The following is a 19,915-nucleotide window of genomic DNA, read 5'->3' on the forward strand; positions in this document are numbered from 1 at the left end:
TCCTCCTCTTTCAAGCTATAGATTGTAGTGATAGCTACAAAATCCGTCGTCATTATATAGGTTCTAGTTCAGAATATCAATAGTTTTTAACCTTTTAATATAAGAAAGTTAATATCTTTGAACATAGACAAAACAAAATCACCTAAGAATATAATCCCTTAGTAGAAACCATCTCTAAGAAGATTTTAGTTAAGCTTTATTAAATGAGTGAGGTAAAAATTAAGTATCCTCTCTTACATCATGCCTCAAAATCTATAATCTTGAGCAAGAGCTAAAAAATGTTAATGTCTGCCAGTTCCGATTTTCTTGCTCTGTGTCGAGAGCAAATAGCACTGCTAACCCAAGGGCTGGGAGCAACTTTAAGTATTGTGTACTTAACACAAGAATTGGTAGAAACTCCTGCCGGCGATGCAAAACTTATTCCTGTGGTAATTTACCCCGAAACAGCATTATTACCGCCAGGGGAGGAGACTGCTGAAGCGACGGCATACAAGCAAATTCAAGTTGGAAATGTGTTTGTATTACCCAATCATCACCGAAGGTTATTGACAACAGGTTTAGAATCTCCAAATTCGTCACGGGAGTCTGAGATGCCAGATGCGTCTCAACCCGATCTAAAAGAGGAATACCTACTTAGTGGCAACCAAATTGTTTTACCTCTGGTCTATGAGGGTGTGATGATGGGGTTACTAGTGACAGGTAGGAAAGATCGGGCGTGGAATGAACATGAGCAAAGTCAGATTCAACGGATAGCCCAAACATTAGCGATCGCATGTATTTTAGATCAGAGACGAGCCTGGTTTGAGCAGCAGTTGCGTGAGCAACAAATTCTTCAAGAAAAACAGCGCGATTTACTGGATAACCTGTTGCATCAGTTTCGTAACCCATTAACGGCGTTGCGGACTTTTGGTAAACTGCTATTGAAACGACTACGGCCAGCAGACGCTAACCGGGATGTGGCAAATAGTATTGTGCGGGAAAGCGATCGCCTCCAAGAATTGCTGCAACAATTTGAGCAAGTAATTGACTTGACAGAGACAGATTTAGCACCACTTCTGACAGAAGATGAAGTATTTGTAGAAGCAACTATCCAAAAGGACGCGAAACCGCCGCTATTATTGCCGGGAACGGGAGATAAAGCAGTTGACTGCTCGTTAGCAGATATATTAGAACCATTGTTAATATCAGCCAAAGCGATCGCCCAAGAGCGAAAGCTAAAACTCATAACTGAAATTCAACAAAATTCATCTCTAGTACGTGCCAACGTCAAAGCATTACGAGAGGTGTTAACTAATATTATTGATAATGCTTTGAAATACACTCCCACTGGTGGTAAAATTTTGATTCAGGCGGGGCAAAAAAAAGCGAATTTTCAGGGAATAGTCATTAGTGATAATGGCCCAGGAATTCCACCCCAAGATTTAGAACATCTTGGAGAACGGCATTATCGGGGTGTACAAGGGCAAACAGAAATCCCAGGTACAGGTTTGGGGTTAGCGATCGCTAAACAATTAATAGAGCAAATGCAGGGGGAAATCGAGGTTTTCAGCCCTGCAATCAACTCTAAGCTAACTTCACCCAATGCGCCGGGGACTACCTTTATTATTTGGTTGCCGGAAGCTAAAAGTTAGTCTATTCAGAACAGGTGATCGCGTTTTTCTTTAACCTTTAAGACTGCTCAAAATCCTAACCTATGATTATGACTTTTAACAATCAAACAGCTAAGTATTATTCACATTTATAGTCAGCATTTAAAGAGTTAGCATATCATCCAAGCGTATTGTCATATTACCTGACTGTACTTCAACCAGCGAAGAAGTTAGCTTATCAAACTCTAGAGATACACCTATCGGGCTATTATTTATTAATTCAGACAGTGTTGGTATTTTTTCAAGCGACTCATCACTAAGATATGATCTAAGGAGGACAGTTTGGACTTCATCGATATTGATAAAATCAGTAATATTACGCTTTAGTTTCTCAAGGTCTTCAAGCAGTAAAGTAATTCGCTCCTTATCTTCTTTGCGACTATTATAATAGGAATTCTCACTTTCATGAATAGTCAACTTTAGATAGATAGAAGCAACTCTTTCAAGAATTTCTTTAATTTTAGACGTCTTTAGATTTTTTGGGCGCTTGCTAAAACTATCAAAAAAGTTCTTTTTTTGTTCATTATCATTATATGGTTCTATTATATTTATCTTCTTATTTTTAAGAGAATTATTAATAGTCAAAAGACTATTAATAATATCATTTATTCCTGGTTTACTGTAAGTATTGTTTTCAATGCCTACGAAAAATATATTATATATATAAATACCTATCATGTTTAAATAATAAACACAAGGTTCGATATTTTGGTAGTACACAACTTCCCTGACTATCTCACTATTAGTAATATTGTTTATAATTCTCGATACTTCATCTTTATTTTCTTCCTTAAACGAGACGTGTTTATAAGTTAAATTAGGGCCTTCAGAAAATTCAACTTGCAACAATACATTTGTAGTGTTATTTTGAGGCTTTATTATAATCCAATCTCCCTTTTCAATATTCTTTCTATAAGAAGACGAATCTAAAAATTGATATTCATGTTTTTGATTCTCTAATTCTTTAGTTTTAATTTTAATTTTCCGACGCAGAAACGCTAAATAATTTGGAACAAAGGGATTTCCCATATCACGAGTAATTTTTGTATATACAGAGTCACTTCTTAAATCTTTTTTATAATACTCTTCCGTCTTGTATGCCTGAAACCTTATAGTTAGATTTTCTGGTTCACCACTTGTCTCTCTAATAACCAAGTTTGTAGGATGTAACTCACTAAATGAGAATGAATTCTGCGAGGATGAAGATTGGACAGAGCGATTAACTAACTCAGATATTTTATCCAAATACCAAAATCCTCTGACAAAACGAGCAGGTAATTTATCCTTATCCAAATTCTGTAGTTCTTTGAGTGCTTCTAAAAAACTTGGAGTAGGTGAATTATTTTGCTTTTCCCAATTGCGGCGATAAAGACTATTATTTGTTCTTCTAAAGTCGAAATTTCTACTCTGTTCCAATTCCAGTATTTTATCAAGCACAAGCTGCACAGCTATTTTCTCAGAACTTTCATCGCTAAGGGTATAAAAAGTATTTCCTGCTTTGTAAAGTATGCACTTTAGAATAATTTCAACAATTTCGCGAGGAGCATATATTGTTGAATTTTTATGAAGCTTAAAAGGCTCAAATACCTGAACTAAACTTGGTTCACTAGATTGAAGAGTAAAAACCTTTTCATAGTCTTCCATTATTTCATCAACTTTCTTCTCCTTTTTGTCATAGATTATTCGAATATTATCATAAAAACGCTCTGGCGATTCTCCACAAGTAAGTAGGTCAAAGAAAATAGCTCCCAAACCAAATAGATCAGTTTGTATGCCTTGCCGTTTGTACAATAAAATCTGTGTTTTATGATCATTATTAATATTTTTAATAACCTCATTATTTACATTCAAAAAAATACGTATTGATGAGTTATCGTCAAGAGAGATTGACTCAATTTCATACTGTTCTTTATTCTTACTAAAAACTACAAAATCGTTATTTCCAATAATTGAATCACGAAGTTTAGGATCGGTACTAATAAGCTCAACTTTATGGTTCTCGGTATCTACTTGAATATCTGCATCACAAATATCAAAATAGTCTTTTTGTTCAGGTGAACGGTAGTGACGTGTTCCAAGAGGTAGCTCTGCATTAGCTATTGGCAAAGATGCAGTTATTGGATCTCTTTTTGGTAAGAGAAAACCAAGATCACCAATCACAGCCTTAACCTCAGAACCCTCTTCATTTACGAAAATATTTGCAGGTTTCATATCGAGGTGTAACAGACCAGCTTTATGAAGAGTTACAAGACCTTGAGCAATATCTTTTAAATATGGAAGTATATTAGCTATACGCTCTTCAAAGGTCATCTGTCTAAGAATCTCATATCCTGTAAGGTTCCCAAGAGTAATGTTTTGAGATTTATCCTCTTCTGTATTTTGTTTACCGTCTCTTTCTAAAATGTCTTTTAGTGTTGCATCATACTTCTCGGTTACTAGAGCATAGTTTGAGATTCTTAATGGCTCAAAAAATCCCTTTAGTGTCTTATATACATTTGATTCTTGAAATAAATTAGTCGAACCAACTGTTCTGATAACACCAAAAATTTTTCTCTCTCCCTTGGCTCGCGTAAGTTCTTGTGTTGATTTAATTTCATTTTCAAAACGTGACTGATCGACCTTATGATCGTAAAGAAGTTTAACAGCAAATCTGTCTTCTTTATTACTATCGTGGACTGCAAATACTATGCCAAAAGTGCCGTCACCAAGTTTAATAGGCTGCCCTTTTTCATCCAGTGTCAAATAAAAATTTTGGCTATTACCCCCTAATGTTTTAAACGAATACTTATCATTTTCTTGCTTAAGGTTATCTTCTTTTTCTAAGTACATAGTAATTTACTCCTGAGCTAAAATAAAGAGAAAATATTCTTTACGAGAGGTTTTGGGTTTATATTCAATTAAGATTGTTTTTTTAACTATGTTTTTCTCTAATGAGAATACTAAGTCAGGAATTACTTCGAGCTTGATAATTTCACCAGCTTTATACTCTGTAAACTTGAAGTTTTCGGACAATTCTGGTGATAAATTATTTATATCTATAAATCGTTTTGAACTATTTCTGGGAAATTCTAACTCTATAACCCCATTTATATTAAGACATAATCCAAATTGTTCTGCATTTTCGATTGTTTTAATCAATGCCCACTCGTTTTCCTCTATGGGGATTAATTTAATGTTGTCAATTAGCACTGATTTCTCTTCTGGGTTTCCTTTTTTATCCCACCAATTTCTTTGATTAATGATTAAATGTAATCCACTACTGAAAGGAACACTTTGAATATTTAATTTGATGTTGCTTCCTGGTTCTATTTTCTGTTGTTTTGATGTATTAGTTGGAAGAAAAGCAATAGATTCATTTACATTCTCTACCGAAGTTTCTAAGCTTTTACTTTTAGAATTTCTGGGAGTCATTATAGCTATAGGCTTATTTTGATTACCTATTATACCGAAATTAAAATTAACAGATATATCGATTTTATCTGCTAGTTTTAGATCCAGAGCTTCGATACCTGTAAATTTCACTCCAGGGACAAATCCTTGAAGTAATTTAATAATATCTAATAAATCTTGATTCATAAGCATTATCTCCTTTCTCTACCACCTGATTAATTTGAGCGTTTGAGCGAAAGTACCAACATTAAAATTATTTTTAAGAAATCCTAGAAAAATTAGTCTTGTCTTACGTCTGGAGTGCTGTTGTGGAGGTGTGCAGTTGAGTGAGATACAAAAACTTTGCTGAAATGATTTTACAGTAAGGACTTTAGCCTTCTCATCCAACCGATACCGTTACATCACTTTAATCAATAAAAAATAGCGCGAGGTTATTGCTGAAACTAAGTTTCAGAAATTTTATAAAAATGCTGAGTTTGGTGAAAAAACTAGGGTGACATGCTATATAGCTACAATATACAGCACTTACACTAATATTACAATTTGATTTTAGATTAACAGATTAATGCTCTTTTATTCCTCTCATCAGAGAATATTTAAAACCTTGTTTTTCGGTGGTTGGTTCCAAATAAGGATTTTTTGGCTTTGCTGATCAAGCAAGGCTTTGAAAGAGATTCAGTAAACTGTTAGCCCAAGAATAATAGACATCTCCATAAATTAATTATTCGTTGGCTAAAACCCTTGTAGAGACGTAGCACTGCTACGTCTCTACATTTATTTTCACTCCTATTTCTAATCTATACGAACAGATTGTGGGTTACAACTTTGGACTAATAACTATTTAAGTGAAACCAACAAATTCTGATTGATTGTCATTTGTAAATCGGTATTTGGGTCAATGGCAATTAAGTCAACACTCTTCTTACCGAAGAACAGACCAATCAATGCACCGATACCAGCGCCACCCAAGACTTCTTCTGTGGCAATAGCGCGATCGCCTGTAACAGCAGAAACCGCAGCTGCTGCACCTGCGCCCAATACAGTATCCTTGATAATTGCACTAGTACTAGTACCCTTGTTGACGGTTTCAGTTTTGGTAATCACGTCAGAAGTAGCATTAAGCTGATACTCTTGACCATTGGTTAAAACCAGTTTCTGGGCAACGAATTGAGAACCACCAGTAGCAGGTTTGAGTTGACCAATAACTTGACTACCAGCAGGAATCACTACAGATCCGTCTTGCGTAAGCACGTTTTGCGATACTGTCAATGTCAAAGGTGATGTTTCATCCTTTGTCACTAGAATTTTTTCGGCCTTCTCATACTTCACAGCAATAGCAGTTCCTTGAGGAATTGTGACTGATACGGGTGTTGGGGTAGTAGACCCAACAGCTACAACATAAGGCGAGTTAATTGCTGAAGCTTGATTAGAACTAACTAATGCTTGATAGATGAAAGCTGCTACCTGGGCGCGAGTGGCAGTTACAGTTGGATTCAGGAACTTCACATTCGGATAGTTCACTACAATTTGCTTTTCGGTTGCTGCTGCGATCGGGCTACGGGCATAGCTAGCGATGTTAGAGGCATCGTTGAAATATTGCAGAGTGCTTTCAGTATTGCCACTGGGGCTATATTGCAGACCGTTAGCGAGGGAAACTAAAACCTGTTCGCGGGGAATAGCTTCGTTTGGTCTAAAGAGATTGCCAGGATAACCTGCCAAGAAACCAATAGTATAAGCTTGCCCAATTGCGCTGGATGCCCAATAGTTGCTTGGTACATCAGCAAAATTGATTGGAAATCGCGGCTACACAAACGAAGTCCGCCTACGCGGACTCTCTGAAACCCGCGCAGGTGGGTTTAGTTTGTATAGCCCCAGACTTCTAGTCTGAGGGCGATCCGCCAAAAGTGGATGCTCCCAATTTACCGAGCCTCTCAGCGTGGTAAGGTAACTTCTTAGAATCCCCTCCCTTTAGGGATGGGGTGGATGTAAAAGAAGTTTGTATATCATAATTAACTTGGGGATTTTATTGTAAAGAATCATACTAAAAACAAGCACAATACAGAGAACGTGGTATAATCCTGTTTAGCAATAACTTGAAAAAAGCAAGTGAAAACAGGGTTAGATAGCTATTTAACTGAGATCGCCTTGGAATATGAGGCATCTGAAAGCGTCAAGGTTGTTCCTACCGTAGCTAATTTCAAATTTTTGAATTGGAAAAAGTTATCTAGCAGTGCGGCGATACGTCTTTTATCTGTGGCACTGATTACGGGGCTTCTAAGTATTGCTGGGCAAGCTTTAGCACTTCAGAAAATAGGAAGTAATGGGCCAGAAGTTAGCAGCAGCCAGAGGTGTTTAAAAAAATTAGGCTACTTTAACGGCCCGGTGAGTGGCAAGTTTGCTAGCTTGACTCAAAATGCTGTGATCAAATTTCAGCAAGCAAATAGAATCACTGCTGATGGAGTTGTGGGTATTAGTACTCAACAAGCCTTGCAACGAGCATGTCAGAGTAGAACTTCTAATCGCACATTGCTTAGGCGCAGCCCAATCCAGGCATCGCCAGTTGGCCAATATCCTACTCTCTCTCAAGGTAAAACTGGTGCAGCCGTGACAAGATTGCAACAGCGTCTACGGCAGTTAGGCTACTTTAATGCTAATCCCACCGGGAATTTTGGACGAATTACTAAAGATGCTGTAATTGCATTCCAGCGGAATTATCGTATACCTGCTAGCGGCATTGTCAATCAACAAACTTGGAACGCATTAGCGGGTTCCTCTCAGACTTCAGGAAGATCGAGTCTTTCCACTCAACAGGTGAGAGAACTCCAAGTGCGTTTGCGGCAGTTAGGTTATTTAAATGCTAATGCCACTGGAAATGTTGGCCCAATGACTAGAGAAGCTGTAATTGCATTCCAGCGAAATAACCGCCTAGCTGTTGATGGCATCGCCAATGCCCAAGTTTTGGACTCAGTGCGTAGAGCCTCCGGTGGTACTCAACAATCGGGCAGAGATTATCTAACTTTAGGCGATCGCGGAGAGAATGTCAGATTAGTTCAAGAGCGTTTGGGGCAATTGGGCTTCTCTAATACTAACCCTGATGGAATTTTCAACGATTATACCAGACAGTCTGTGATTGCATTCCAGCAATCTTCTCGACTTAATTCGACTGGAAATGTAGATTGGGAAACTTGGGAAGCGTTAGGGTTGAATGGTTCAACTGGGGGCAATTATACTGAGAATAATGGTCGCTATATATTACCTCCTGCCAATGAATATGTAGTGCCTGTTACCAATGGCAACACCTTGGTTGCTAATAATCCTTACAGAGTCATAATTCCAATTTCCAATAATGATACTCTGAGTAAAGTGCAACAATATATACCCAATGCTGTTGCGGAGCAATCCAATTTAGGGGATTATGTGAATGCTGGAGCATTTAGCGATCGCACCCAAGCAGAAACGCTAACAAAAAAGCTCCGCTCATTAGGTATTGATGCACGGGTAAAATTCAATTAAATTGGGGACTGGGGATTGGGGACTGGGAAGATTTGATTAAATTGACAAGCTCAACTGTGAACCTTCTTGAGTTTTATTCACTTCAATCCTGGCTTGGAAGGCTTCTTTGAGGTGGGGCATGTGAGTGACAGTGAGGATGCAGGCAAAATCGGAAGAGATGGCATTAATTGCGGCAATCAAGCGATCGCATCCTTCAGCATCCTGTGTACCAAAACCCTCATCTACAATCAACAATTGCAACGCCGCCCCCGCCCGTTGCGCTAATAATTTTGCCAAAGCTAAACGAATGGCAAAGTTAATTCTAAATGCTTCCCCACCAGAGTAAGTTTCATAAGCTCGTGTTCCTCTAGAATCGGCGATTAAAATATCTAAGGTGTCTATCAGCTTGGCATTTTTCTTGGTTGATTTAGCACTGCGCCTAGCTTTTTGAGTAATAAATTGTACATGAAACTGATTTCCACTCAACCGCGAAAGTAGTTGATTTGTCTCAGCTTCTAGTTGCGGTAACACATTCTCAATCATCAGTGCTTGGATACCATTTTTACCAAAAGCTTGCGCTAATTCCTGATAAACACGATATTCCTGCTTGCAAGCTTGTAATTGCTGCTGCTGTTCTTCATACTGAATTTGCAACGTTTCCAGTTGATGCGCCAGTTGTTCTAAACGCCCCAACTTGGTTATTTGCTCATCGAGTTGCCGTCTACGGATTGCTAACTGCTGCTCTAAAGCTTGAATTTGGGCAGATGGGTTAGCTGTTGCTTGTAGTTGCTGAATAATGCTTTCAATTTGGCCGCCGAGTTTTTGCCGCTCGGTTAATCTGGCGCTTCTAGACTCCCCTAACTCTTGCAATCTCGTCTGGAGTTGCGGATACTGCTGCTGGGCTGATAGCAGTTGTTGATACCGCAAATGCCAAGATTGAGCTTTCTTTGCAGCTATACGCAAATTGTTGTGCTGCTCAGAACTGTAGCCAATTTCGGCAATGTGACGCTCAAGAGCGGCGATTTGTTTAGCACATTCAGAATCAATCTGATCTTGCTGAATTTTGGCTTGTAATTGAGCAATAGTCGCTTGTAATTCTGGTTTTCGGGCTAATAGTTGTGCTTGTCGCTTAGTCGCATCTTTAATTTGTCCCTGTTTAATTTCTGCCCAGCGCCACCGCTCAACTTCGCTCCGCGCCAGGGCGTGGTCTTGTTCATTATAATTAGCTTGTTGCAGATATTGGTCTAGCTGCCGGAGTTCGGCTTGTTTATCGGGAGCGTAATCACCAGCTTGGAGCGATCGCTCTAAATGCTGTTTTTCGGCAGCAATTTGTTGTAACTGTTGTTGCACGTCAGTTGTCGCTTCTAATTGTGCTGCCAACTGTCCCCGTTGTTCGCGTAAACCATCATAGCTCGCCAATTGTTGGGATATATCGCGATATTCCTGCCTAAGTACCTGAATTTCTCGGTCAGACACAGCCATTTGTTCTCTGACTACCCAAAACTGCCCTTGAGTATCCTCTAACTCACTTTGGGTTTTTTCCACCACTCGACTCCAGTGATGTTCGTCTAAAGGACGCTCACATAATGGACAAAGTGCTTCAGGATTTTGGAGCATTTGCAATTTCTGCTCTAATTCTCCCAGCAGTTTTTCATAGTCCCGTTGATGAGCTTGCAGACGTTCAATAAAGTGCCGCCTTTCTTGCCCTTTTTCTTGGACTCGTTGCAGATAAACTCGCTTTTTCTCCAGTTCCTCAATCTGAATTGCTACATCCATCACCGCTTGTTGCAGTTGCGGTTGGCGGCGGTGCTGGCGTTGCAATTGGTTCTCAGTACTTTGGAGTTGTTCGAGTCGCGCTACTAAACCAGCATGAGTGCGATCGAGTTGGCTTTGTAAAGTTGCTCGTTGTTGCAATAAAGGAGTCACTTGCATTTGCAGTTGATCTAGACGAGCAACATGGTGACGGGCTGCGGTTAGCTGTGACAAAGCGGCTTCAACTTCACCCGACTTGGTGAGAGTTTGCTGAATGTCTCGCTCTTGTTGCTGCAAAGCTTCTAGCTGCGCTTGGGCTTGTTGTAGTTGCCGTTCGATTTCGTGAATTTGTTTGGTAAGCTGTTGTTGCTTTTGTTGGCGAGTTTGCCCAGCGCGAGTGTATTCTTCAAATTTGACAGCAAAGGCTTCTTCTTGAGATTGTAAACTTTGATATTGGGCGTATCCAGCTTTAATCTCAGCTTCTTGGTGTAATATTTTTTCTAAATCTGATAACTGAGAGCCAATAGCTGATTGCTCTTGTTGGAGGCGATCGCAATCTTGGGTAAGATTTTGGTATTGCTGCTTTACAAAATTGAGTTGTTGTTCCCAATTTTGGCGCTGGTGCTGGATAACTTGCAAATTTTGTAATTGAATATTATCAAAAGCTTGCACCTGTTGCAGTTGGTTTAGTTCGGCTTCTAACTCCACTCTTTGCGCTTGGGTAATTTCGCGTTGTTGCAGCTGAATTTTTATCGACTCCAAAGAACGCTCTAACTCTACTGCCCTTGCTTTAAATTGACGAGAAGATTCTTTTGCCCGTTCTTCTAAATCATCATACTGATTGAGTTTTAATAACTCCGCTAAAATTTCTTTGCGTTCTGTGGGACGCTTGAGCATGAATTCATCTGCACGACCTTGACGTAAGTAGGCAGAATTAATAAATGTATCGTAATCGAGCTTGATGTGTTCTAAAATCAAATCTTGGGTTGCTCTTACCCCTTTGCCAGTGAGTGAGCGAAACCCAGATGGTATTTCTATTTGAAATTCAAGGACACTAGTACCTCCCCGAATTCGGGTGCGAATCACCCGATATTTTTGCTGGTTACTTTGGAAAGTAAAATCAACCCGAACTTCTTTTGCACCAGAATAGATCACATCATCTTCAGCAGTGGCGCGGCTTTCACCCCAAATCGCCCAAGTGATTGCTTCTAAAAGAGAAGATTTACCCGCACCATTGGAACCACAAATACAAGCCGTATGCAAACCACCAAAATCTAAAGTTGCATCACGGTAACTGAGAAAGTTTTTGAGGATAAGTTGTACTGGGATCATTCACGCTATAGCGCCACATCTACTTTTAATAATTAACAGTACAGATGCACTGTTTGTTAGTTTAGCTATCTAGATATCAGGTTTCTAGTCTTGAAGACATCAAATTTACAAAAATTTACAATATGATGAGTGAATTTTTCTTGTTGCATGAAAAAGTTTTACTGTCTTCGGAGAAAAATGAAACTCTCCGGGAGGCTTTTGTTATTTCTTGCTGTTGTCTGAGAAGAAAACATTCTTATGGGATTTGGGAGAATTGAAAGTTACAGATCCCCGACTTCTCAAAGAAGTCGGGGATCTTTCTTATCTAATTTGTCATTGGCTAGTTGCGTAGGCGTAGCCCGTCTTAGACATCGCTTGACCTTGACCGAGGTATCAACAGTTCAATATATGTACTGATAGAAAAGTTTTCGGAAAATTGCCAGCTTTCTGATTTCCAAAAATCTGCTACAGTTCCAACGATATAATCACCTGTTACTTTAGATTCTGTAAAATACAAAAACAGATTATCAAGCTCTGTAACAGAGATATCGTAAGGAGTTCCAGTTGTTTTTTGGTGGAAATTATGGTTATCAGCTTCCGTAGGCACTCGATTTTTACCTCCGAGGTCAAATAAGCCGATATTTATACGAGCTTTTGCATCCAGACTTAAGCTTAAAATACTTGGGTAATCTGAAGATTAATTGAGGTTAGATATATTCATTTCATAACAATTATGCAAAAAATATAAATTTTATTTTTTAGCTTGCGGCATACTTCTGTAAATTTATTGTCCCATCTGTCAAAACTTTGGGAGAAATGTGTTTACCCCGCTCCTTGATTAATGAATCAGCCATTGTCGTCACCTCTATCACTGTTTTGTGTCCTGTCTTTACCATCTCAGTCAATAATCGCAGTGTTCTGGTGTAGGTAACACCGTATGCCTTACAGGTTTCAACAACTAGCCCATCATCACTAGCACAAATCAGCAATTGATGACGGGCAATAGCAATTGTAGATCGATCCGCGACACTCAAAAGGGGCGCTCTGACGCTAAATTCTAGAAAACTGGCAAACATCTCTTCTGTGGAAAGAGCCACAGGTGTTAAGTATTGGTTAGCAGCTTGGCGAGTTGGGGGTTCCAGTTGATCTGAGTCTAGAAGTTCCTGGGCAATGTACAACGGGCTGTAGTGCTGTTGTAGCCACCCTCACTCGTTGAGCCAGCGAAAATCAATGAGTGCTGTTGCGTCAAGAATTGTTCCGTTAAGCGACTGCATAAACCTCATTTTCTTGACGACGCACCCGCAGTTTTTCAACAGTTAAGTTGAGAAGTTCTGCTGCTTTCATCTCTGAAATCTTGCCCAATTTTAAGGACTGCCAAATTAGAAATTCATAACGTTCATTTTCTGTATAATCCTCCACAATTAGTGCTGGTGGTAATTCCATTGAATTTTGCAAAGATGTACCATCATGTTGCTTTTTATAAATTGCACATATTTTGGCTTTCTCTTTGGCAAAATCAATGATGTCCATTTCTGCTAAACGATTCAAGATGACTAGGTAACTTACCCGAAAATGCCGTTTGAGTTTGACAATATCTTTGGTAAGCGAGTACATTCGCTCAAATTCAGCTTGAGGAACAAGTAGGTGACTGGCAAAGTAATCAGCCACCTTTTCTCGTGCTTTTTCTTTATATGAGGTTCCTTCTTCAATCAGAATGTCTTGGTACTCTACACGGTGAAAGATTAAGTGTCCAATCTCATGTGCAAGGGTAAACAATTGACGTTCAATGGTGATGTTATGGGTATTCACCAAAACAAAAGCACCTTCAATATCACTACAAGCACTCAAACCAAAGAAACCTTTAATGGGAACGGAGGAGCGTAAAACTTTTAAGCCGATTTCTTCTACAGACTGAAACAGGTTGGCAATGGGAGCATCTCCCAAGCCCAGACGATGGCGAAACAAAGCAGCTATTGTCTGAATGTGCTTTTCGTTGCCTTCTACTTGATGGCAAGGTGTACTTTCCGGGCTGTAGCTTGGTAAGCCAACGGCTTGTTCTAGGGCGTTATAAGTTTGCAGCATTCGTAGCACTTGGGCCGCAAACTGGGCACTTTTGAGGCAGTGCGTTGCGCGGGTTCCCCACGTTGTAGCAACTGCCGTGTCGAATGTTACATGAGCGCGGAACCGGAAATTGGGTAGCCCTTCACTTTGTGAGCGTAGCAAGTCATCAAGTGTAATGCCCAAAACACTCGCCAGAGCAGAGAGGATTTTGCTGTCTGGTAAAGTTTTGGCGTTCTCGTAGTTATTGATGCTCTGGCGAGTTACCCCAGCTTGTTCTGCAAGTTGCTCTTGAGACAAGCCTAAACTTTTACGGTAGCGGTTCAGGTTCGCAGCAATGATCTCTTTCATGGCTGATTCTTGAGAGCGTTAGCGTAGCGGCTGCGAAGGAGCATTGCTACAGGTGTCAAAGTTGTTGATACTATTTTATTTAATTATAACAAAAAATGTCAAAGCAGTTTTACATCAGTCTGAAGGAGGTGATAAAGATATGACAAAGAATACAGGTAACGGTTATCGCCGTGATGCTGTGGACAAACACAGCCAAACTTACAACCCTGCAACCGAACAATGGGTAAAGTTGAAGATTGTAAATTTAGTAAAAACCAGAAATAATTACTGATACACTACTAATCAATTACTGGTAGATTGCCTAAATAGCGATTGTTATGTCAGCAAGGAAGTACGACAGCAAATAGAAGATACTTTGCTTTACCGATCGCAGAGATTAAACAGCGCCAGCAGCAATCTTAAATACCCATATAACAGATAGTGAATGATTCGTTAAAAAAGCGAAAATATTTCCCAAGTCCTAGCAAATCAATCTAAAATGAAAGTATAGAGTTCGCAGTCAGCTTATTCTCTTCTATTCAATGGCTTAGATATGTGGACATGAGTAGTAAAACAGCATTTTGGAACAAAATGATACTCATTTGCGTCTTATAAGTGTTTCGCCTCTAATTTGGAGTGACGCACATTAGCAGGATAAAAATTCTGAAGAGTGATTGCGATCGCAGATACTCCACATCATAATAAGTACTTTTATCTTCGGAATACGCCTATAGACAGGTTCAAAAACAGTCAGAAACAAACTCAGTGAATCCTCGTCATTAAATACATCACATACACAAAGGATGCCCTTCTATGACTCGTCTACATCAATGGAAATATGGAACCGCTGCATTTATGGCAATGGCCGTTACTACAAGCGCCATTAGCCCCTTATTTAACTTGGCTCCTGCTAATGCTCAATACATTGGACAAAACAGAACTGGGCAATACGGAAACGCTACCATTCCTTCTGGAGTTGCTCTTCCTGTCACCTATGAAAAAGAGACAATTACTATTGCTCCTGGAGAAAGTAAATCTATAACCTTGAGAATAGCCAACGATATTATCGACAGAAATAGAAATGTCTTGATTCCTGCTGGTACTAAAGTACATGGACGGCTAGAATCTGTTGACTTAGATAGTTATTCAAGAGATACAAGAAATACAGATGATAACCAAGGAAAAGGCGTAAGGTTCGTAGCTCAAGAATTAGAATTTTCTAACGGTCAGCGTCAGTCGATTAATGCGACTTCTCGGACATATAGCACAACTCAAAAAGTTACACAGGGACCTAGCACCAATCAGGTTTTAACTGACGCAGCTATTGGTGGGGGTGTTGGTATTTTAGGTTCGCTAGTTACTGGTAATCGCAGAATTGACGATTTAAAACCTGTTCTCGGTGCGGCTGCGGGTGCAGGTGCGAGTGTGCTATTGCGGAAAAAAGAAGTAAATGCTTTTGTCCTTAGACCTGAACAGGATTTAAAGATCACACTGAATTCTAACTTGAATTTAGTACCATCATCTCGCTACTAGATTTAACTTCATTCAAGTCGTGAATTTAATCACCTATGATAGGCGATCGCCACTTTAACTATAGTGTGCGATCGCCTTCATTTTTAACCCGAAAAAATTATATTTAACAGCAAGTCTTTTCCCTCTATATCGTCTTAATTAGTATCAGTATTTATTGGAATACTTATTTAAGTATGCTATGGGATAGCTAGTAAATTTGACTCTATTGTATTCTCTATCCAAAAGAGTATTCAAACTTACGAAATATCCTGGTACTTTTATTAAGTAGTGACGATAAAGGAGCCTTTTCTTATGGTAATTCAAGGTTTCGGTTTAAGCGCATATCTAGCAATTCCCGTAGTATTAAATATTTTGGCTCCGGGACAAAGGATAAAAGTATCTTTAGCTGAAAACGTCCGTCAGGTTTCCACTAATAAGGAAATTAGCTTATCCAGTCGTGGGCTAATCAGCGCGAATGCAACACCGAAAACATACTATGTTAGTGGTAGTGGAAACGACAACAATAGCGGACTTTCTACATCATCTGCCTTTAGGACAATTCAAAAGGCAGCAGACCTTACCAACCCTGGTGATACAGTCTTGATTATGAACGGAGTATACACAAATTCACCCAAAGATGGGAGTGTAATAAGTATTAAACGTTCTGGAACTGCAAATGCCTGGATTAGGTATAAAGCATATCCTGGGCATTTCCCAAAAATCCAACACAATACATGGAACGGTATCCTAATTTCAAGTGGAGCTTCGTATATCGAGATCAACGGGCTGGAAGTAGTAGGAAACAATGCCAATATAACCCTTGATTATGCGATGAGTGAGAAGGCTAACAAACAAAATCCACTGACAAGTGGAAACTGCATAAATGTGGATGGACAAAAAAATGGTCATAGTCACCATATACGTATTGTCAACAACAAAGTGCATGGGTGTGGAGGAGCAGGTATTTCAGCGATTCAATCGGACTATGTGACGATAGATAATAATGTGGTGTTCGATAATGCCTGGTATAGTGTTTATGGTTGCAGTGGCATTTCGATGTTGAGCAATTGGAATTTTGACAACAACCAAGGATACAAGATGTTTGTTACCAACAACAAAACTTACAACAATCGTATGTACATCCCTTGGATTGCAGTTGGAAAGATCACAGACGGTAATGGCATTATTATCGATAGTACAAGAAATGATGGCAACCCCAAACTGGGTGCATATAAAGGACGTACTTTAGTTCAAAACAATCTTACATTTGATAATGGTGGATCGGGGATTCATGCCTTTTTCAGCGATCATGTTGATATTGTAAATAACACAGCGGTTTTAAATAATCAGAGTCCAGAAATTAAAGGTGGGCAAATATTTGCTCATACATCATCTGATGTCAGAATTCTCAGGAACATTCTCTATGCTTTTCCTGGGAAGGATATTAATAACAATACTAAAAATACAAACGTTGTTTATGATTATAATATCTACATAAATAGTTCTAAGATAAGTGTTAAGGGGCCTCATGATATTGTTGCAGACTCAGAGTTTTTAAGTAAGCATCCCACTATAGAAAAAATATCTGGTGATTGGAAATCGCAACTAGATAAACAAAATCCGCCCACACGGACTGATGTAGAGTCTAAGTTCGCAAGTTTTGCTTGTGAACCAGTGACTTATCCTTCACAAGAGAAAGTTACCAAAGTGGGATGTTCCCCGCTATCTTTAGCTCAAACTGCTTTTTCTGATGTTTCATCTGACTATTGGGCAGCACAATTTATTCAACAATTATCTCAGCGAGGTGTAATTGCTGGATTTCCTGATGGCACCTTCCGCCCAGAAGAATCGGTGACACGCGCTCAATTTGCTGCGATGGTCGATAAAGCTTTCCAAAAAGCACAGCGACGGCAGGCAATCAATTTTACTGATGTGCCAAATAACTATTGGGCATCTAGTGCTATTCAGGAAGCTTATGCGATTAGTTTCTTATCAGGATATCCTGGTAATCGCTTTGAGCCTAACCAAGCTATTCCCCGCGAACAGGTTTTAGTTTCCCTCGCTAATGGTTTGGGATATACTTCTGGCGGCAATACTAAAAGTACTCTGCAATATTTCAACGATGCCTCTAACATCGCTAACTATGCCCGTAGCCCGATCGCAGCCGCCACTGAAAAGCAAATTGTGGTGAACTATCCTGATGTGAAGTTACTGAAGCCAACTGCAAATGCTACACGGGCGCAAGTAGCAGCTTTTATCTACCAAGCATTAGTCAGTTCTAATCAAGCCTCAGCAATTAACTCGCCTTATGTTGTGTTAAGACTCAGCAATTAATTTTGAATTTTGTTAGCGCAGCGTTAGCGAGTCCGCGTACCCCTACGGGGAAGCAAGCTACGCGCAGCGTCTCGTAGAGAGCGTCATTTTGAATTTTGAATTCGGAGCAAAGCGACGTGACTCATTACATTTTAAAAGCCTCAAAAGAAACTGTGCATTTAGGTGGTTTTTCTAATCTGCTAAAACCAGCACTCATTATTGACTCTGGCGATACAGTTGACGTAGAAACTTATACTGGTTACTACGTTTACGACAAAGCACCACCTGAGTTTCTCACACCAGAATTTCTCGACATCTGCCAAAATCTTCTCCCGGAACGAAAAATTGCTGGAGGGCCGCATTTACTCACAGGTCCGATTTATGTGCGCGATGCCGAACCAGGGGATGTTTTAGAAGTACAATTAGATGCGATCGCACCTCGTTTACCTGTCGGCTTCAATGCCATTCGTGGAGGTTGGGGAGCTTTACCACATCAGTTTCCTCAGCCTGCTTTGAGATTCATCCCTCTAAATTTGGTAAACAATATCGCTGAATTTCCGGTAGGTGCTGGCATAAAAATTCCCCTCAAACCGTTTTTTGGAATTCTTGGTGTCGCTACTCCAGAAACCTCTCGAACTTCTATCCCACCAGGTTCTTACGGTGGTAATATCGACAATCGGGAACTGCAAGCTGGTTCTCGTTTATTTTTGCCAATTTTCGTACCAGGTGCATTATTTTCCATTGGTGATGGACATTCGGCACAAGGAGACGGCGAAGTAAATGTCACCGCCATTGAAACTTCCATGAACGGTAGAATCACACTGAAACTTCGCAAGAATTTACAACTAACAACACCAATTGCCGAAACTCCAACTCATATCATCACAATGGGCTTTGCTCAAACCTTAGATGAAGCCTTAGAATTGGCTTTAAAAAACATGATTGATTTTCTGGAACGCTTCGGAAATTTGTCGCCAGAGGATGCTTATGTATTATGTAGTTTAGCTGTGAATTTTCACATTACTCAAGTTGTAAACAGTCCCCAAAAAGGTGTACATGGAATGCTACCCAAATCAATTTTTTCTAAGCTAGACTTTATCTAAATCAATTGAAGAAGGCTAAATATAGCCGTAGTCACATAGGTTAGGACGGTGGTGATTTCTCAAAGTTGTGAAAAAATTGCTTTGTTGGGTGGAGGCTTTGCGTAACCCAACATCCTGATATACGTTGGGTTGCGCTCCGCTCCACCCAACTTACATCTAATAGACATCTCCATAAATTAAATATGCGTTACCCATAACCCTTGTAGAGACGTAGCAGTGCTACGTCAAAACAATTCTTTTTCGGAGATGTCTAATGCACTATTTTAAGCTTTCATAGATAATTACGAAATTACAATTTGACAAAAATAATATTGTTCTAAACTCTCACTAACGAACCTTTGGTGATGAATTTACCTACAATATTATCAAGCTTAATAAACTTATTTGAATCCTCTTCGGGTGTGTCAAAGTTACAAGCTACGATGCTGTAGTCTATTGTGGCAGTGGCATAGCTAGAGTTAGAGTTGTAAATACCGCCACCCTTACCAGACTCGAATTTACTAGAACTGAGTTCGATTCCGAAAGCTTTATTGTGCCTGATAATGCTGTTGCCTACTGTTAAGGTGGCATTGTTGTATATCCCAGCGCCAAAGTGTGCCTGGTTGTCACTAATAACGCTATAGCTCACCTGAACGATGCCTAAGCCGTCGTATGTAATATTAGCTGACAAATCAGTGCCTTTAAGGAATTCCACTATCTTGCCAAAGTCTTGGTCAGGATCATTGTAGATGCCACCGCCGGCAGTAAGTGCCGTATTGCCACTAATGCTGCTATGAGTCACCGTAACGATGCCTAATGTATTGTACTTGCTGGACTCGTTAAAGTCAGGGTAGGAGAGGCTGAATTCGTTAGAGCTAGAGTTGTAGATCCCACCACCGTAGTCCCTGGCATAGTTATGACTAATGCTGCTGTAACTCACTGATAGGATACCATTATTGTAGATGCCGCCTCCACTAGATGCAGAATTGTTACTAATAATGCTATTAATCACCGTTAGTTTGCCAT

Annotated in this window: 13 protein-coding genes and 2 pseudogenes; 7 read left to right on the forward strand and 8 right to left on the reverse strand. The window is 39.6% G+C overall.

The window, feature by feature from the left end; translation table 11 throughout:
* Nucleotides 1-278 precede the first annotated feature (278 nt).
* On the forward strand, nucleotides 279-1,631 hold the full coding sequence (locus V7K76_RS33675) for a GAF domain-containing sensor histidine kinase (RefSeq protein ID WP_334776850.1): 1,353 nt from the start codon (nucleotides 279-281) through the stop codon (nucleotides 1,629-1,631).
* Nucleotides 1,632-1,751: 120 nt separating this feature from the next.
* On the opposite strand, the gene V7K76_RS33680 is transcribed toward V7K76_RS33675, so the two are convergent.
* From V7K76_RS33680 to V7K76_RS33690, 3 genes and pseudogenes are all read right to left on the reverse strand, one after another.
* Nucleotides 1,752-4,478 carry a protein kinase domain-containing protein gene (locus V7K76_RS33680; RefSeq protein ID WP_334776852.1) on the reverse strand — a complete coding sequence of 909 codons (2,727 nt, stop codon included), beginning with the start codon at nucleotides 4,476-4,478 and terminating at the stop codon, nucleotides 1,752-1,754.
* 6 nt (nucleotides 4,479-4,484) lie between these two features.
* Entirely contained in the window at nucleotides 4,485-5,225 is a 741-nt protein-coding gene (locus V7K76_RS33685; RefSeq protein ID WP_334776853.1) for a hypothetical protein, read from the reverse strand.
* Between the two features lie 651 nt (nucleotides 5,226-5,876).
* A pseudogene (locus V7K76_RS33690) lies at nucleotides 5,877-6,839 on the reverse strand (S-layer homology domain-containing protein); the annotation flags it as partial.
* 306 nt (nucleotides 6,840-7,145) lie between these two features.
* Here V7K76_RS33690 and V7K76_RS33695 point away from each other — a divergent pair.
* Nucleotides 7,146-8,552 carry a peptidoglycan-binding domain-containing protein gene (locus V7K76_RS33695; RefSeq protein WP_334776854.1) on the forward strand — a complete coding sequence of 469 codons (1,407 nt, stop codon included), beginning with the start codon at nucleotides 7,146-7,148 and terminating at the stop codon, nucleotides 8,550-8,552.
* Between the two features lie 36 nt (nucleotides 8,553-8,588).
* On the opposite strand, the gene V7K76_RS33700 is transcribed toward V7K76_RS33695, so the two are convergent.
* From V7K76_RS33700 to V7K76_RS33715, 4 genes are all read right to left on the reverse strand, one after another.
* Nucleotides 8,589-11,615, reverse strand: a complete 3,027-nt coding sequence (locus V7K76_RS33700) for an SMC family ATPase (RefSeq protein ID WP_334953760.1) — start codon at nucleotides 11,613-11,615, stop codon at nucleotides 8,589-8,591.
* 343 nt (nucleotides 11,616-11,958) lie between these two features.
* Entirely contained in the window at nucleotides 11,959-12,273 is a 315-nt protein-coding gene (locus V7K76_RS33705) for an ISAzo13-like element transposase-related protein (RefSeq protein ID WP_334777021.1), read from the reverse strand.
* A gap of 79 nt (nucleotides 12,274-12,352) precedes the next feature.
* Nucleotides 12,353-12,772 carry a hypothetical protein gene (locus V7K76_RS33710; protein WP_334776856.1) on the reverse strand — a complete coding sequence of 140 codons (420 nt, stop codon included), beginning with the start codon at nucleotides 12,770-12,772 and terminating at the stop codon, nucleotides 12,353-12,355.
* Nucleotides 12,773-12,854: 82 nt separating this feature from the next.
* Nucleotides 12,855-14,003 (reverse strand): helix-turn-helix domain-containing protein, encoded by a 1,149-nt coding sequence (locus tag V7K76_RS33715; protein WP_334776858.1) that lies wholly within the window; start codon nucleotides 14,001-14,003, stop codon nucleotides 12,855-12,857.
* A gap of 139 nt (nucleotides 14,004-14,142) precedes the next feature.
* On the opposite strand from V7K76_RS33715, the gene V7K76_RS33720 reads away from it, so the two are divergent.
* The 5 genes and pseudogenes from V7K76_RS33720 to V7K76_RS33735 all read left to right on the forward strand — a co-directional run bounded on the left by V7K76_RS33720 (nucleotide 14,143) and on the right by V7K76_RS33735 (nucleotide 18,910).
* Complete coding sequence (locus tag V7K76_RS33720; protein WP_334776860.1) at nucleotides 14,143-14,274, forward strand: hypothetical protein; 132 nt, start codon at nucleotides 14,143-14,145, stop codon at nucleotides 14,272-14,274.
* A gap of 18 nt (nucleotides 14,275-14,292) precedes the next feature.
* On the forward strand, nucleotides 14,293-14,424 hold the full coding sequence (locus V7K76_RS34765) for an NACHT C-terminal helical domain 2-containing protein (RefSeq protein WP_442936253.1): 132 nt from the start codon (nucleotides 14,293-14,295) through the stop codon (nucleotides 14,422-14,424).
* A gap of 371 nt (nucleotides 14,425-14,795) precedes the next feature.
* The gene (locus V7K76_RS33725; RefSeq protein ID WP_334776862.1) at nucleotides 14,796-15,515 is read left to right on the forward strand and encodes a conjugal transfer protein TrbI; all 720 of its coding nucleotides are present in this window, start codon (nucleotides 14,796-14,798) and stop codon (nucleotides 15,513-15,515) included.
* A gap of 1,653 nt (nucleotides 15,516-17,168) precedes the next feature.
* Nucleotides 17,169-17,810, forward strand: a pseudogene (locus V7K76_RS33730) (S-layer homology domain-containing protein); the annotation flags it as partial.
* 134 nt (nucleotides 17,811-17,944) lie between these two features.
* Nucleotides 17,945-18,910: an acetamidase/formamidase family protein gene (locus V7K76_RS33735; protein ID WP_334953761.1), complete on the forward strand. Its 966-nt coding sequence runs from the start codon at nucleotides 17,945-17,947 to the stop codon at nucleotides 18,908-18,910.
* Between the two features lie 316 nt (nucleotides 18,911-19,226).
* Here the strand turns inward: V7K76_RS33735 and V7K76_RS33740 are convergent, their stop codons facing one another.
* Entirely contained in the window at nucleotides 19,227-19,901 is a 675-nt protein-coding gene (locus V7K76_RS33740) for a hypothetical protein (RefSeq protein WP_334953762.1), read from the reverse strand.
* Nucleotides 19,902-19,915: the final 14 nt, after the last annotated feature.

The organism is Nostoc sp., assembly GCF_036917975.1.
Lineage (GTDB): Bacteria > Cyanobacteriota > Cyanobacteriia > Cyanobacteriales > Nostocaceae > Nostoc.

Coding starts and splice junctions, on each gene's coding strand:
- V7K76_RS33675 (WP_334776850.1), top strand. CDS start 279: ATGTTAATGTCTGCCAGTTCCGATTTTCTTGCTCTGTGTCGAGAGCAA.
- V7K76_RS33680 (WP_334776852.1), bottom strand. CDS start 4,478: ATGTACTTAGAAAAAGAAGATAACCTTAAGCAAGAAAATGATAAGTAT.
- V7K76_RS33685 (WP_334776853.1), bottom strand. CDS start 5,225: ATGAATCAAGATTTATTAGATATTATTAAATTACTTCAAGGATTTGTC.
- V7K76_RS33700 (WP_334953760.1), bottom strand. CDS start 11,615: ATGATCCCAGTACAACTTATCCTCAAAAACTTTCTCAGTTACCGTGAT.
- V7K76_RS33715 (WP_334776858.1), bottom strand. CDS start 14,003: ATGAAAGAGATCATTGCTGCGAACCTGAACCGCTACCGTAAAAGTTTA.
- V7K76_RS33720 (WP_334776860.1), top strand. CDS start 14,143: ATGACAAAGAATACAGGTAACGGTTATCGCCGTGATGCTGTGGACAAA.
- V7K76_RS33725 (WP_334776862.1), top strand. CDS start 14,796: ATGACTCGTCTACATCAATGGAAATATGGAACCGCTGCATTTATGGCA.